The following is a 14294-nucleotide window of genomic DNA, read 5'->3' on the forward strand; positions in this document are numbered from 1 at the left end:
CCCCCCCCCCCCCCGCCCCGGGGGGGGGGGGGGGGGCCCCCCCCCCCCCCACGCAGGCACAGTGCTCGGGGACCCCCACCCCCGACCCCTCCCCGCAAGGGGGAGGGGAGCAGGCGCGCTGTCGCGTTTCGAGTGAAGCGGATCCACATGACCCGTTGCGGTTACAGTCGGTCGAGCCGTTCGATGAAGGTGTATCTCCGGGCGTAGCGTTGGCGAAGATCGGCGATGCGCCGGGCGAAGGCGTCGGTCGTGCCCTTTGCTTCTGCGATCGCCTTCAGATCGCCGAGCAGAAAAATCGTCCTGTCGTAACCGGTGACGTTGCGCTTTTGGATCTCGGTTTCGATCTCCGCCCACACCCGATCGCCGCGCCGCTCGATCTCGTCCAGTCTGGCACGGAGCGCGCGTGAGGCCGCCTTGTCCCGCTGCTTCTGCTCCGCCAATATTTTCTTCGCCTCGGCCTGTTCGCGGGCCTGCCGGATCGCCTCGGCGCGAGCGCGCAGGTCGCCGGCTCTTCGCGCCGCCACGGGCGCCGTCGCGGGCAAGCGCGTCCGGACCAGCCTGCGGAGGTCGTTGACGGCGAGAGCGTCGCCCTCGAATAGTCTGCTCAGAAAGCCGGTCTTCTCCTGATCGGTCAGGGCGGCGATGATCGGTCCGGCCGCCGCGCCCGTCGGGCCCGGCTGCGCGTCGCGCTCGGCTGCGGCCGCGACGAGATCGCCGTCGATCGCGAAGAAATCCGCAAAGGCCTCGAGTGCGGGCGTCAGCGGCCCGAGCCCTGGCAGCGGCTCGGTTTCGTCGGGGGCCACCGCCTCGGCCTCGACGGCCATCAGCCAGACCAGATAAAGCACCCGCAGATCGCCTTCGAGCAAAGCGGTTCGCAGCGGGGCCAGCTCCGCCAGCCAGCGGCTGCTGTCGTCCCAATCATCGTCAAGATCGTCGGCATCAATGCCGATGCTGAGGATCAAATTGTCGCCGTTGGTCCACAGTCGCATAATGTCATGGCCGCGAAGAAAGGCCTCGACCTGATCCTGCTCGACCAGCCGGCGGGGCAGGCGGATCATCAGGCAGCGCGTGCCCCAGTTCGCCAGATGGAGGTGAAGGTCGAACCACTGTTCCATCAGCTTGGCGGGGTCGCCTTTGAAATTGCCCCAATGATAGGTGTTGGTGAAGCTCGTATTGGTGATCCGTGCCCGCGTCGACAGCGCGCGCAGCGCCTTGACGTCGGCCGTGCTCAGCGGGCGGTCGATCGCCTGGAATTCGTAATACTGATATTCGCTCATCGCTCGGTCGTCCGGTCGGCGGTGCCTTCAGTCTGGATGCAGCAGTCCGTCCATCTCGAGCAGGCGCATCGCCTCCTCCAGAGTCACGCCGGCATGCAGTCTCCACCATTTGCCGGTGTGCCGCATCCAGTAGATATCGAAGCTGTCGGGTCCGATACAATCGAGCCGGGCGAAGGGTGCGTTGAACTCCTCGCCACGATTGTCCTCGTACCCGGAGCGGTACCGCTGAAAAAAGCGATATCGTCCGCCGGACCATGCCCCGCCGATATCGACCGGATAGTTGAATTCCGTGGGCGTGATCTTCGGCTGGAAGCGCGGCTTCAGATAGTCCGCAATGAGGCGTTCGCACGCTTCGATGATGGTTTGCTTCTCCGCCTCGCTCACCGCCCGCCTTGGGCGGCGCGTTTGATCCCAGGATCTGACTACGGCCATGGTTCTGATCCACCAAACGCGGCGCGCAACCGCGCGCAGACACGATGCCGCGAGTATAGCGCAGGACGGCCGTCGTCATCGTGGTCCGCTGCCGGGTTCGAGCCTTTCCCCAGAGTTCTGCGGCACTTGAGCGGACGCCGGGGAGGGGCTGACGCGCCGCGTTTTCGATCAGGTGGATCACATCGTGCGGCTCGCCCCGCGCACCGGCGCGCTCCCTCTGCCGCTTGCGGGAGAGGGCTGGGGTGGCGGCGCCCCAGGGAAAGGCTCCCGCTGTGGACCCCCACCCCCGACCCCTCTCCGCAAGGGGGAGGGGGGCAGATGCGCCGCATTTTTCGAGACGTCGACCGCCCCTTACAGGCTCGCCAGTTCCGGCAGCACGAACGGGTTGCCCGACGCGTCGGTGCGGATCGCGAGGTCGACGTCGAACACCGTGCCGATCAGCTCCGGCCGCATCACGGCGGCGGGCGGGCCGTCGGCCGCGAGGTGGCCGTCATGCATCATCACGATGCGATCGGCGAATCGCACCGCGAGATTGAGGTCGTGCAGGATCGCGATCACCGTGGTGCCGTTGCGGGCGCAGCGCCGCGCGGTCTGGGCCAGATCGAGCTGATGCCGGATATCGAGGCTCGAGGTCGGCTCGTCGAGCAGCAGGATGCCGGGGCCGCGCGCCGCCTCGCTGGTCCAGAGCTGAACCAGCACGCGGGCGAAATGCGCGCGCTGCTGTTCGCCGCCGGACAGCGTGGTGATGTCGCGGCTGCGGAAATCGCCGAGCCCGACCTCCTGCAGCGCGGCCTCGACGGCGTCATTCGCCTGCCGGCCGCCGAGTTCACCGGCGCCCATCCGGACGATTTCGTCCACCGTGAAGGGGAAGCTGACGGCGATGTGCTGCGCCAGCACGGCGCGGCGTTCGGCGAGTTCGCGCGGCGGATACGACGCCAGTTCGCGCGCGCCGAGCCGGATCGATCCGGCGCTCGGCCGCAAATCGCCCGACAACAGCCGCAGCAGCGTCGATTTGCCGGCGCCGTTGGGGCCGACGATGGCGATCAGTTCGCCCTGCGCGATGTTGAGGTCGATGCGATCGACCAGCGTGGTGCCGCCGGTCGCAAAGCTCGCCGCGATCGCTTGCAGCCGCGCGCTCACAGGCCGACCAGCTTGCGCTGCCGCAGCAGCAGCGCGAGAAAGAACGGCGCGCCGATCGCGGCGGTGAGGATGCCGATCGGCATCTCCGCCGGGGCCACGATGGTGCGCGCGACGGTGTCGGCGGCGACCAGCATGGCGGCGCCGAGGCAGGCCGAGGCCGGCAGCAGCAGCCGGTGCGACGGGCCGATCAGCAGCCGCAGCAGATGTGGCACCACGATTCCGACGAAGCCGATCACGCCGCAGATCGAGACCGCGACGCCGGTCATCGACGACACCAGCACGATCGACAAAAGCTTCAGCCGCTCGACATCGACGCCGGTGTGGTACGCCTCGGACTCGCCCAGGACCAAGAGATCGAGATGCCGCGCGACCTTGACGAACACCAGCAGGGCGATCAGCAGCACCAGCGCGCTCGACGACGCCTTGGCCCAGCTCGCGCCGCTGAGCGAGCCCATCATCCAGAAGGTGATATCGCGGAGCTGGCGGTCGTCGGCGAGAAACACCAGCACGCCGATGCCCGCATTGGCGATCGCCGCGATCGCGATGCCGGCGAGCAGGAACAGCGCGATCGAGGTGCGGCCGGCGCGGCTGGCGATGCGATACAACAATATGGTGGTGGCGAGCGATCCGCCGAACGCGGCGATCGGTAGTAACTGATCCTGCAGGAAGCGGAGATTCGCTCCGAGCACCTGGTCGAGCAGCACGATCGACACCGCCGCCGCGAGCGCGCCGCCGCTGGCGACGCCGACCAGCGCCGGATCGGCGAGCGGATTGCGAAACAGCCCCTGCATCAGCGTGCCGGAGGCGGCGAGCAACGCGCCGATGATCGCCGCGGTCACGATGCGCGGCAGACGGATCGACCACACCACCATCTGGTCGCGCAGCGCCAGCGGGCCTTGCGCATCGTGCATGAATAGTGCTGCGGGCAGCCGCGACAGCGGAATGCCGGCGGCGCCGACGGTCAGCGCCGCGCCTGCGGCGACGAGCAGCAGGCCGATCAGCACCGCCAGCGTCGCGCCGGAGCGCGGCCGGAACGACCGCGCGGTGCGCCTGCGGCCGATCTCCATCACGCTCATGAGCGGCAGTCGGCGCTCGCCGCCTTCGGGCTGAAGCTGCCGGCTTGCGGCGCGAGCTGCGGATACAGCGCCGCCGCGACGTCGCGCGCCGCAGCGGGCGTGCGCGGCCCGAAGCCGAGCAGATAAAGCCCGTCCATCGCCAGGAAGGCGCGGTTGGCGCCGGCCGGCGTCAACGCGAAGGCCGGATGCGCATAGAACGCGTCGGCCTCGAACGTGTCGCGGCTGCGCCGGATGGTGAGCACGGCGTCGGGCTTCGCGGCGACGATGGCCTCGTCGTTGATGGTCTTGTAGCCGTCGTATCCGTCGATCGCGTTGACGCCGCCGGACAGCTCGATGATCTCATTGGCGGCGGTGTTGCGGCCGGCCGCCATTGCCTGGCCGTTGACCAGCGACATCACGAACATCACGCGAAGCGGCCTGGTGATCTTGGCGCGCAGCAGCCGGAGCTGGTCGAAATCCTGCGCCACAGCGTTGGCGAGGCACGTCGCGCCGGTGTCGGCCTGCATCGCATGGCCGATCAGCCTGATCTTGTCGAGCAGGCCCTGCTCGGTGAAGGTCTCGGGGATCGACACCAGCGGAATCTTCGCAGCCTCGATCGCCTGCATGGTCTGCTTCGGGCCGGCGCTGTCCATCGCCAGGATCAGCGTCGGGTTCAGCCCGATCACGCCTTCGGCGGACAGCTGGCGCAAGTAACCGACGTTGGGTTTATCCTTCACCGCTTCGGGCGGAAACGTGCTGGTGGAATCGAGGCCGGCGATGCGCCGCTCGAAGCCGAGCGCGACCAGCACTTCGGTGATGGCACCGCCGACCGAGACGATCCGCGACGTGTCGTTGATCATCACGTCGCGGCCGTGCGCGTCGCGCACCACCGGCCCGCCGCCATGAGCCTGCGACGACAGCCCGATGGCGGTCGCCGTCAGCAGCGCGCACGCCGCGCGAAGGAGGGCCGGGCGCGTCATTTGGTGAGGATCAGCTTGTTCTGAGACGTCAGGCGCAGCCGGTACTTGTCGTCGCCATGTGCGATCACGATCTCGCGGCCGAGCGAAAACAAGTCGCTGCTCTCGACCTGATTGTCGATCATCCGAATGGCGCGCGTGGTCGATGGAGTGTGAGCACCGGCTGGCGCCGTGCTGCCGGTATTCGCGCGTTCGATCATGAGGTCGCCGTCGATCAATTGAACTATCAGCGGCCGTTATAGGATCATCGCGCGGGAATGTGTCTTACAATCATTTTAAACGCGTGGTGCGTCGCTTGACGGGTGACGGGGGCATCGTCAAGTTCGCCGCATCGGCGATCCGCCAGGCGGTCGCCATGCTAGTACGGCCAGCCAGCCCCCTGCACCAGCAGCGCCCGCCAGCTCCTCATTGAAGTTGTATCGGAATTCAGGATGGTCGTGCCGGCCAGCACCTGCGCTGCGCGCGCGGGCGTCACGCGGCCGCGCGTCATGAAGGCGGAGCGGGGACGATGACGCGGATGTTGAAGGCTCAGATGGGCGGCCGATCGTCACAGGCCGGGCACGGCCGGGATCCGGCGCACGGCGCCGCGGTGCGCGTCAGTGATTACTTCGTGCGCGTCGGCTGCGATCCGCTGACCGAGGCGTTCGAGCGGCGTTCGTTCTCGCCGCCATGGCGCGGCAGCCGGCCGATCGATCCCGAGAACGTCGACACCGTGATGCAGCGCGTGTTCGCGACGCCGCGCGACGAGACCGCGGTGGCGTATCTGCACGTGCCGTTCTGCCAGACGCATTGTCTGTTCTGCGGCTTCTTCCAGAATGTCTGGCGCCAGGAGGCAGGGCCGGCCTATGTGGATGACCTGCTGGCCGAACTCGCCGCCAAGTCGCAAACCCCGCTGGTGGCGTCGGCGCCGATCGACGCGGTGTATATCGGCGGCGGCACGCCCTCGGCGCTGGCGGCCGACGATCTAGCGCGGCTGATCGAAGGCCTGCATCGCTATCTGCCGCTGACCAGCGACTGCGAGATCACGTTGGAGGGCCGCTCGTTCGGCTTCGACCTTGCGAAGGGCGCCAAGGTCGCCGACGCCGGCGTCACGCGGCTGTCGATCGGCGTGCAGACGTTTTCGACGCAGGTGCGGCGCCGGCTCGGCCGTCGGCTGGCGGGGCCGGAGGTGGCGCTGTTTCTCGCCGAGCTGATGGCGCTCGGCCGCACCGCGGTGGTGTGCGACCTGATTTACGGGCTGCCGGGCCAGACGCGGAGCGACTGGAGCCGCGATATCGAGACCGTCGATGAGATCGGGCTCGACGGCGTCACGCTTTACGCACTCAACATCTTTCCCGGCGCGCCGATGGCGATGGCGGTCGAGAAGGGCAAGCTGCCGCCGCCCGCGACGCCGGGCGAGCAGGCGCGCATCTATGCGGACGCAGTGGAGCGGCTGACGGCCCTCGGCTGGTTGCAGGTGTCGCAGTCGCATCTGGTTCGGTCGGCGCGCGAGTTCAACCGCTACAACGCGGCGATCAAGCGCGGCGTCACCTGCCTGCCGTTCGGCGCGGGCGCCGGCGGGCAGGCGCACGGCCATCGCTGGCGCAACGTCATGGATATCGCGCAGCGCCGCCAGATGATCGAACAACAGCTGGAGCCGGTCGAGGGGCTGGCGCTGGTGCCGGCTCATCATGCGGCGCACGCGATGATCGCCGCGGGGCTGGAATCCGGGCAGCTCGATCTCGCGGCGGTCGAGACCATGCGTCCCGGCTTCCGCGTGGCGGTCGCGCCGCTGCTCGCCAACTGGGCGGCGGCCGGGCTCGGGGACCTCAGCGGCGACGGGTTTCGGCCGAGCTGCGCCGGTTCGTTCTGGATCAGCAACCTGACCAGCGGCTTGCTGGCGGGGCTGCAATCGGCCACGCTGTCCGAGGCTGCGCATGGATGCGGAATCGCCTAGCGTCGCTGTGTCGTCGATCAGGCTGGGGACGAAGGCATGAAGATCCTAGTGTTTGGCGCGACCGGCCTCACCGGTCGGCATCTCGTGGCCCAGGCCGCCGCGCGGGGCTGGACCGTCTACGCCGCTGGCCGCGATGCCCAGCGACTGCGTGAGCTGGGCGGGGTCGCCGATTCATCCGTTCTGGATCTCGGCGATGCGGCAGCGGTCGCCGAGGTGGTCGGCCGGGTGGCGCCGGATCTGATCGTGTCGTCGGTCGGCGGCGCGCTGCCGGACGGGCGGCTGGTGGACGAAGCCGGCAACGACGCGATCTCGGATGCGGCGGCGGGTTGCGGCGTGCGCCGTCTCGTGCAGGTCTCTTCGCTCGCCTGCGGCGACAGCCGGCCGTTCGCCTCCGAGCGCATCATTGCGGCGATCGGTCCGGTGCTCGAAGCCAAGACCCGCGCCGAGGATCATCTGCGCGCGCTCGATCTCGACTGGACCATCATCCGCCCGGGCGGCCTCACCGACGGCGCGCCGACCGGCTCCGGCGCGCTCTACGCGGATCCGCGGGTCCACGGCCGCATCGCGCGCGCCGACCTCGCCGAACTGGTGCTCCGCGTCGCTGCGTCGCCGGCGACCGCGCGGCTGATCCTGTCCGCCGTCGACCGCACGACGCTGCCGGCCGAGCCGGCTGACATCCGTGAATTCGCCGACGCGTAGTAAGCGTCCGGGCCGGCGCTTCTTTATAATCACTTTAATCGGCGGTCGCGGCGTTGACCGTGTGATTGGGCTTCGTTACCAAATTGCAATCCGTTGGCATTGGCCGACGGCGTTCTGCCAGCCAGCTGCCTTCGGGCGAGCCCGCCAGCCGCAATCAACATTATTCGATCGGGGCTGTCATGGTGGGGCTGGGGTCGCGCATCTGTGCGCTGTTATTATCCGTATCATTCGTCGCGTTGGTGGCGCCGCCCGGTGCGGCGCAAACCGCGGCGCCATCGCCCGACCCGAAAAAGCAGAAGCCGGTCGCCGGCCGGCAGGCGACCAAGCCGGCGCCGCAGGCCGCAGCTTCCAATCCGCGCGACGCCTATGCGCAAGCCGGCGTCTCTACCCAGTCGCTCGACGCCATCACCGTGGTGGCGACCAAGACCGAGGAGCGGGCAATCGATGCGCTGGCGCCGGCCAGCGCCATCACCGCCGGTCAGATCCAGCAATTGCAGCCGAACCGGCTGCAGGACATCTTCGTGGCGACGCCGGGCGTATCGTTCCAGGACCGCGGCGACGATCCCTCGACTGCGATCAACATCCGCGGCCTGCAGGATTTCGGCCGCGTCGGCGTCGTGGTCGACGGCGCGCGGCAGAACTATCAGCGCTCCGGCCACAACGCGCAGGGCTCGTTCTTCCTCGATCCCGAACTGATCGGCGGCGTCGATGTGGTGCGCGGGCCGAGCGCCAATATCTACGGCTCCGGCGCGATCGGCGGCGTGGTGTCGTTCCGCACCAAGGACATCGAGGACGTGCTGCGCGCCGGCGAACGCTGGGGCGTCGATATGACCGGCTCCTACGGCAGCAACAATGCGCGCGGGCTCGGCTCGATCTTCGGCGGCGTCCGCGTCGATCCCACCGTCGACGTGTTCGGCGGCGCGCTGTATCGCACGCAGGGCAACTACAAGGACGGCGCCGGCACCGAGATCGGCAACACCGGCAACGACATCGCCGGCGGCCTGCTGAAGGTCACGGTGCGGCCGGCCGAGGGCCACGAGATCAAGATCGGCGGCCTGTTCCAGGACTACAACTACAATATCGGCCAGTTCAACCGCGGCCCGGTGCTGACCGCGGCGCAGCGCGCGCTGTATCAGGGCTCGTCGGTGTATGATTCCAACGTGCGCAACTCGACCGGCACGCTGAGCTGGAAATATTCGCGGCCGGACGACATGCTGTTCGACTGGAACATCAGCCTGTACGGCAACCGCACCGACAACGACCAGACCAAGACCTATCACAACTCGACCAGCGGCTCGGCCTATTGCGGCGCCGGCAATGTCGGCAACGACATCTCCGGCTGCGTCGGCGACCAGCGCGGCTACCGGCTCGACACCATCGGCATCGACGCCAACAACACCACCCGGTTCGATTTCGGTGATTGGCGCACGGCGGTCACCTACGGCGTCGACGCCTTCAACGACAAGGTCACGACCTGGGATTCGCGCGGCAACTCCAACGTCACCACGCCGAGCGGCGAGCGCACGGTTTCCGGCGGCTTCGTCCAGTTCAAGAACAATTATGCGAGCTGGCTGGAGGTGATCGGCGCGGCGCGGTTCGATCATTACGAGCTGACCTCGGCCACCACCACGGCGAGCGGCAGCCGGCTGTCGCCGAAGATCACCATCGGCGTCACGCCGCTGGCGGGGGTCACGCCCTATGTCAGCTATGCGGAGGGCTACCGTGCACCGTCGATCACCGAGACGCTGATCGCGGGCGCGCACGCCACCGGCGGCGGGCCGGCGTTGTTCACCTGCGCGGACGGCCGCGGCGGCCTGTTCTGCCTGCTGCCGAACGCGGGGCTGCGGCCGGAGGTCGGCAAGAACAAGGAGTTCGGCCTCAATCTCAAGTTCAACGACGTGTTCATGGCGGGCGACAGCTTCCGCGGCAAGATCAACGCCTTCCGCAACGACATCGACAATTACATCGAACTCGTCGCCTCGACCCCCGAGGTGTACAGGGTCGTGTTCATGGGCTTCCCGATATCGGGCGTGTCCAGCAAGTATTATCAGTATCAGAACATCCCGCATGCGCGGATCGATGGCGTCGAGGTGGAAACCGCCTACGATGCCGGCCAGTGGTTCGTCGGCGTGTCAGCTTCGGTGCTGCGCGGGACCAATCCGGACACCGGCCTCGGCCTCGGCTCGGTGCCGTCGCGCAAGGTCGTCACCTCGGGCGGCGTGCGGCTGCTCGACCGGCAACTGACGATCGCGGCGCAATGGGCGTCCTACGCGGCCAACACCAATCTGCCGTCCGGCTATCTGCCGGCGACGTCCTACGACCTCGTCAATCTCAACGTCGCCTACCGGCCGACGCAGGACGTGACGCTGAGCTTCTCGGTCGATAATCTGCTCAACAGCTATTATCGTCCGTATGCGATCCCCGGTTCGTCGTCCGACGGCACCACGCAGAACGATGTGCTGTTCAGCAGCCCCGGTCCCGGCATTGTTTACAAGGGCGGCCTCAAGGTGCATTTCGGCGGAGCGTAGAATTTCACCGCCCGCGACGGAAGCATTGCGCGGGCGGCGATTAGTCCATCAACGGCAGGGGAGACGAGATGTTTATTGCGATGAACCGGTTCCAAGTGAAACGCGGCGCCGAGCAGGCCTTCGAAGCGATCTGGCAGTCGCGCGAGTCCTATCTCAGCGAGATGCCCGGGTTCGTCGAATTTCATCTCCTCAAGGGACCGGTTGCGGACGATCACACGCTGTATTCGACCCACACCACCTGGGCCGACAAAGACGCGTTCGAAGCCTGGACGCGGTCCGAACAGTTCCGCCGCTCGCATGCGCGCGCCGGCAATGACACCGGGCAGAGCCTGTATCTCGGCCACCCCCGGTTCGAGGGCTTCGAAGTGCTGCGCACCGAGCGCAATTCGGCCGCGGCCTGACAAGGAGAGAGCAGCATGGCGATGTCCGTCGTGAAATCCGCAGCCGCCGATCTGAAGGCGCATCTGGCGGAGAACCCCGGCGCGGTGATCGAGGACGTCGCGCGGCAATGGGGCGTGTCGCCGCGCGAGGTGATCGAAGCGCTGCCGGCCGGCATGGCGCGGCTCGGGCCGGGCGAGGGATTCGTTCCGGCGATGGCCGAGCTCGCGACCTGGGGCGAGGTGACGCTGATCGTGCACAGTGACGACGCGATCTTCGAATTCACCGGAGAGGTGCCACGCGGCGAGATCGGCCGCGGCTACTTCAACCTGATGCAGCCGAAGGGACTGCACGGCCATTTGAAGCACGACAATTGCGGCGCCGTCGCTTTCGTCGAGCGTCCGTTCATGGGCAAGTCGAGCGCCTTCGTGGCGTTCCTGAACCAGAGTGGCGGCGTCATGTTCAAGGTGTTCGTCGGCCGCGACGAGAAGCGCGAATTGCGCGCCGACCAGATGGCGCGATTCCGCGTGCTCGCCGATCAGCTTGGCGGGGAGCCGGTTGACTAGTCGCCATCATATCGCGCGGCGCGGCGCTCGGGCCGCCGCGTTGCTGCTCGCCGCGCTGACGCTGCTGCCGGGCCGGGCGGCCGCGGCGGCCGAGATGGCGGCGCTGCCGCGTGACCTGTCGCCGTGGGGGATGTTTCTCGGCGCCGACGTGGTCGTCAAAACCGTGATGATCGGTCTGGCACTGGCTTCGCTCGCGGCCTGGACGGTGTGGCTGTCGAAGTCGATCGAGCTGCGCCGCGCCGCCGTGCAGGCGCGGCGTGGCCTCGGCCTGCTGGAGAACGGCACCTCGCTGGCGCAGGTCGAAGCCGAATGCGGTGAGGCCGCCGATGCGGTGTCGCAGATGATCCGTTCGGTCGCGCGGGAGGCCAGTCTGTCCGGCGGCATGCAGGACGAGGGTTTTGCCGATCGGGTCGCGCTGCGGCTGGAGCGTGTCGAGGCCGCCGCCGCGCGGCGGATCGCGATCGGCACCGGCCTGCTCGCCAGCATCGGCGCGGTGGCGCCGTTCGTCGGGCTGTTCGGCACGGTGTGGGGCATCATGAATGCGTTCGTGGGAATCTCGAAGGCCAACACCACCAATCTCGCCGTCGTCGCGCCGGGCATCGCCGAGGCGCTGCTGGCGACCGCGCTCGGCCTGGTCGCGGCGATTCCCGCGGTGGTGATCTACAATCATTTGTCGCGGCGCATCGCATCCTATCGGGCGCTGCTCGGCGACGCCTCGGCACAGCTGATGCTGCTGATCAGCCGCGAAGCCGCACGCCCGGCGGCGCGGCCGGCACGTGCGGTGAGATAGCAGATGGGCGCCAGGCTCGGCACACGTCGCGCCGGCGACGACGAACTCGCCGAGACGCACGAGATCAACGTCACGCCGTTCATCGACGTGATGCTGGTGCTGCTGATCATCTTCATGGTGGCGGCGCCGCTCGCCACCGTCGATGTCGGCGTCGACCTGCCGGCCTCGACCGCCGCATCGCAGCCGCGGCCGGACAAGCCGGTGTTCGTGTCGCTGCGCGCCGATCTGTCGCTGGCGATCGGCGAGGACAGCGTGCCGCGCGACGGGCTCGGCTCCGCGCTCGCCGCGGCGACGCTCGGCAACAAGGACGAGCGGATCTTTCTGCGCGCCGACAAGGCGGTGAGTTACGGCGAACTGATGGCGGCGATGAACCTGCTGCGCGACGCCGGCTATCTCAAGGTCGCGCTGGTCGGGCTCGATGAAGGAGGGGAGCGATGAATGCCTGTGCGCTGCATGCCTTCCCGGAACGGACCGGCGTGTCGCGCTGGCTGGTCTGCGCCGCGGTGATCGTCGGCGTCCACGCCGCCGCCGTCGCGGCCGCGCTCGCCACCTATGCGCACGAGCAGACTCCGGGCGAAGCGACGCCGGTGGTGATGATCGACCTCGCCCCCATCACCGCCGCACCGCAGGCGAGCCCGCTCGATCTCGCGCCCGGCCCGACCATGCAGGAGGCCGAAGCGCCGAGCGCGGAGCCGGAGCCCGAGCCGGTCGCGCAGGCCGCGGTAGCGCCGGAGATCGCGCCGACCCCGATTCAAGAGGCGCCGCTGGTGCCGCTGCCGCCGGAGCAGAAGCCGGCGCCGAAGGCCGAGGCCGAACCGCCGAAGCTCGAGCCGGCGCCCGACAAGCCGAAGCGGGTGAAGCCGAAGCCGCAGCGCGTCGCCAAGCTGCATCCGTCCGAGCAGCCGCCAGCGCCGCGGACGAGTGCCGCGCCGAATGTCGAGCGCCGCGCGCGCGACGCGATGGCCGCGGCGGCCGGTGCGATGGCGGCGGCGGTGCTGCCGTCCTATCGGCAGCGCCTCGCCGCGCATCTGCAGCGCTACAAGCGCTATCCGGCCGAAGCCCGCGCTGCCGGCCAGCAGGGCACCGCGACGCTGGTGTTCACCGTCGGGCGCAGCGGGCAGGTGCTCGGCGCGAGTCTGGCGCGTTCGTCCGGCAATGCGGCGCTCGACGCCGAGACGCTGGCGATGGTGCGCCGCGCCGAGCCGCTGCCGGCGTTTCCGCCGGAGCTGACCCAGGCGTCGCTGCGCATCTCGGTGCCGGTCAGTTTCTCGGTCCGATAGATCCGCGGCGTCGGGAGCTCACGCCGGCTGCAGGCCGAGCGCCTGTGCGCTCTCCAGCCAGACGGGGAGTTCGCGCTGATACAGCGCGTTGCTTTCCTTGGAGCCGAGCGCAGGCTCCAGCAAGAAAGTGGCGAGCGCGGCCTTCACCTTCGGATCCTCGTTGGCGGCGACGCAGAGGGCGCCGAGTCGCTCGACGATCGGCTGCGGCGTCGCCTTCGGCACCGCGAAGCCGGTGAAGCCGCTGACCTTGAAGAACTTCGCGGTCGCCCCCTGTTCGGGCAGCGTCTTGATCTGCGGCAGGGCGTCGACCTTCTTGGAGTTGACCGCGAACACCGTGCCGCGATCGCTTTCCAGCACCGGTTTGGCGGCGGTGTAGCTACCCATTGCGACGTCGAGCGAGCCGTCGAGCATGCCGGTCCACATCGGCGCCTCGCCGCGATAATGGATCGGCTCGATATTCAGGCCGTATTGCTTGTTGAGTTCGTGGATCGTCATGTGCGGCGCCGAGCCGGCGCTGTAGGTGCCGAAGTTCACCCTGCCGCTCTTGCGGGCGAAAGCGACGAAATCGTCCAGCGTCTTGATGCCGTGCTTGGGATTGGCGATCAGCAGCAGGCCGCCGCCCGGGATGGCGCTGACCAGCGTCAGATCCTTGTCCATGTCGTAGCCGGGGTTCTTCATCATCACCCGGTTCATCATGTAGGTCGTTGAGATCGAGCACAGCAGCGTATGGCCATCGGGCTCGGCGCGCGCGACTTCGGCGGTGCCGATCGAGCCCGACGCGCCGGCCTTGTTCTCGATCACCACGGTCTTGTCGACCTGTCGGGAGATGAAGTCACCGAACGCGCGCGCCAAAAGATCGGTCTGGCCGCCGGCCGGATAGCTGCAGATCAGCCGGATCTGCCGCGATGGCCATTGCGTTTGCGCGGATGCGCCGCGCGCGACGAACGGCAGCGCCAGCGCCGTGGTGCCGGCCGCAATGAAGTGACGGCGATTGATCGTCGCAGACATGGTCCCCTCCCTGATTTTTTCTCAGGCTAGCGCAAGGGCCGGGGCCCAGCCATGGAGCGATGCTGTGACCATTTGCCACCACGCGGGTGTGCATCCCGCAGCGCAGGCGCGCGTTGGCGATTAGGGCACATCTCAATCTTCGGAGCTGATCTTGCACGTCTCCCCGGCGCGACAGCGTCATGCTTTTGCAGCGCTCGCCGCGCGGATGCCGGCGGATCGCCGGTGCGC

The 14294-nt window shown here is 68.3% G+C and carries 15 protein-coding genes; 8 read left to right on the forward strand and 7 right to left on the reverse strand.

The features are described from left to right. Positions 1-161: 161 nt before the first annotated feature. The 6 genes from LPW26_RS08240 to hemP all read right to left on the reverse strand — a co-directional run bounded on the left by LPW26_RS08240 (position 162) and on the right by hemP (position 5081). Positions 162-1277: a hypothetical protein gene (locus tag LPW26_RS08240; RefSeq protein WP_238734151.1), complete on the reverse strand. Its 1116-nt coding sequence runs from the start codon at positions 1275-1277 to the stop codon at positions 162-164. Between the two features lie 27 nt (positions 1278-1304). Then, positions 1305-1709: a DUF3024 domain-containing protein gene (locus tag LPW26_RS08245; protein WP_238734153.1), complete on the reverse strand. Its 405-nt coding sequence runs from the start codon at positions 1707-1709 to the stop codon at positions 1305-1307. 351 nt (positions 1710-2060) lie between these two features. Further along, positions 2061-2849, reverse strand: a complete 789-nt coding sequence (locus tag LPW26_RS08250; RefSeq protein ID WP_238734155.1) for a heme ABC transporter ATP-binding protein — start codon at positions 2847-2849, stop codon at positions 2061-2063. After that, positions 2846-3925, reverse strand: coding sequence for a FecCD family ABC transporter permease (locus tag LPW26_RS08255; protein ID WP_238734157.1), 1080 nt, complete (start codon positions 3923-3925; stop codon positions 2846-2848). Before LPW26_RS08255 ends, LPW26_RS08250 begins: the two co-directional genes overlap by 4 nt. Then, positions 3922-4884: a heme/hemin ABC transporter substrate-binding protein gene (locus LPW26_RS08260; protein WP_238734159.1), complete on the reverse strand. Its 963-nt coding sequence runs from the start codon at positions 4882-4884 to the stop codon at positions 3922-3924. The genes LPW26_RS08255 and LPW26_RS08260 overlap by 4 nt, the downstream gene beginning before the upstream one ends. After that, on the reverse strand, positions 4881-5081 hold the full coding sequence (hemP, locus tag LPW26_RS08265; RefSeq protein ID WP_238734161.1) for a hemin uptake protein HemP: 201 nt from the start codon (positions 5079-5081) through the stop codon (positions 4881-4883). Before hemP ends, LPW26_RS08260 begins: the two co-directional genes overlap by 4 nt. A gap of 308 nt (positions 5082-5389) precedes the next feature. On the opposite strand from hemP, the gene hutW reads away from it, so the two are divergent. The 8 genes from hutW (at position 5390) to LPW26_RS08305 (ending at position 13058) form a co-directional block, all read left to right on the forward strand. Next, on the forward strand, positions 5390-6817 hold the full coding sequence (gene hutW / locus LPW26_RS08270; protein WP_238734162.1) for a heme anaerobic degradation radical SAM methyltransferase ChuW/HutW: 1428 nt from the start codon (positions 5390-5392) through the stop codon (positions 6815-6817). Positions 6818-6853: 36 nt separating this feature from the next. Further along, positions 6854-7516, forward strand: coding sequence for an SDR family oxidoreductase (locus LPW26_RS08275; protein ID WP_238734163.1), 663 nt, complete (start codon positions 6854-6856; stop codon positions 7514-7516). A gap of 179 nt (positions 7517-7695) precedes the next feature. Further along, the gene (locus tag LPW26_RS08280) at positions 7696-10044 is read left to right on the forward strand and encodes a TonB-dependent hemoglobin/transferrin/lactoferrin family receptor (protein ID WP_238734164.1); all 2349 of its coding nucleotides are present in this window, start codon (positions 7696-7698) and stop codon (positions 10042-10044) included. A gap of 68 nt (positions 10045-10112) precedes the next feature. Then, positions 10113-10445 carry an antibiotic biosynthesis monooxygenase family protein gene (locus tag LPW26_RS08285; protein WP_238734165.1) on the forward strand — a complete coding sequence of 111 codons (333 nt, stop codon included), beginning with the start codon at positions 10113-10115 and terminating at the stop codon, positions 10443-10445. 15 nt (positions 10446-10460) lie between these two features. Continuing rightward, the gene (gene hutX / locus LPW26_RS08290; RefSeq protein ID WP_238734166.1) at positions 10461-10988 is read left to right on the forward strand and encodes a heme utilization cystosolic carrier protein HutX; all 528 of its coding nucleotides are present in this window, start codon (positions 10461-10463) and stop codon (positions 10986-10988) included. Beyond that, positions 10981-11778: a tonB-system energizer ExbB gene (gene exbB / locus LPW26_RS08295; protein WP_406677229.1), complete on the forward strand. Its 798-nt coding sequence runs from the start codon at positions 10981-10983 to the stop codon at positions 11776-11778. The genes hutX and exbB overlap by 8 nt, the downstream gene beginning before the upstream one ends. 3 nt (positions 11779-11781) lie before the next feature. Next, positions 11782-12216 carry a TonB system transport protein ExbD gene (exbD, locus tag LPW26_RS08300; protein ID WP_238734167.1) on the forward strand — a complete coding sequence of 145 codons (435 nt, stop codon included), beginning with the start codon at positions 11782-11784 and terminating at the stop codon, positions 12214-12216. Continuing rightward, on the forward strand, positions 12213-13058 hold the full coding sequence (locus LPW26_RS08305; RefSeq protein ID WP_238734168.1) for a TonB family protein: 846 nt from the start codon (positions 12213-12215) through the stop codon (positions 13056-13058). The genes exbD and LPW26_RS08305 overlap by 4 nt, the downstream gene beginning before the upstream one ends. 18 nt (positions 13059-13076) lie before the next feature. Here the strand turns inward: LPW26_RS08305 and LPW26_RS08310 are convergent, their stop codons facing one another. Next, the gene (locus tag LPW26_RS08310) at positions 13077-14066 is read right to left on the reverse strand and encodes a Bug family tripartite tricarboxylate transporter substrate binding protein (RefSeq protein WP_238734170.1); all 990 of its coding nucleotides are present in this window, start codon (positions 14064-14066) and stop codon (positions 13077-13079) included. Between the last annotated feature and the right edge of the window lie 228 nt (positions 14067-14294).

This window comes from Rhodopseudomonas infernalis (genome assembly GCF_022271405.1).
Lineage (GTDB): Bacteria > Pseudomonadota > Alphaproteobacteria > Rhizobiales > Xanthobacteraceae > Rhodopseudomonas > Rhodopseudomonas infernalis.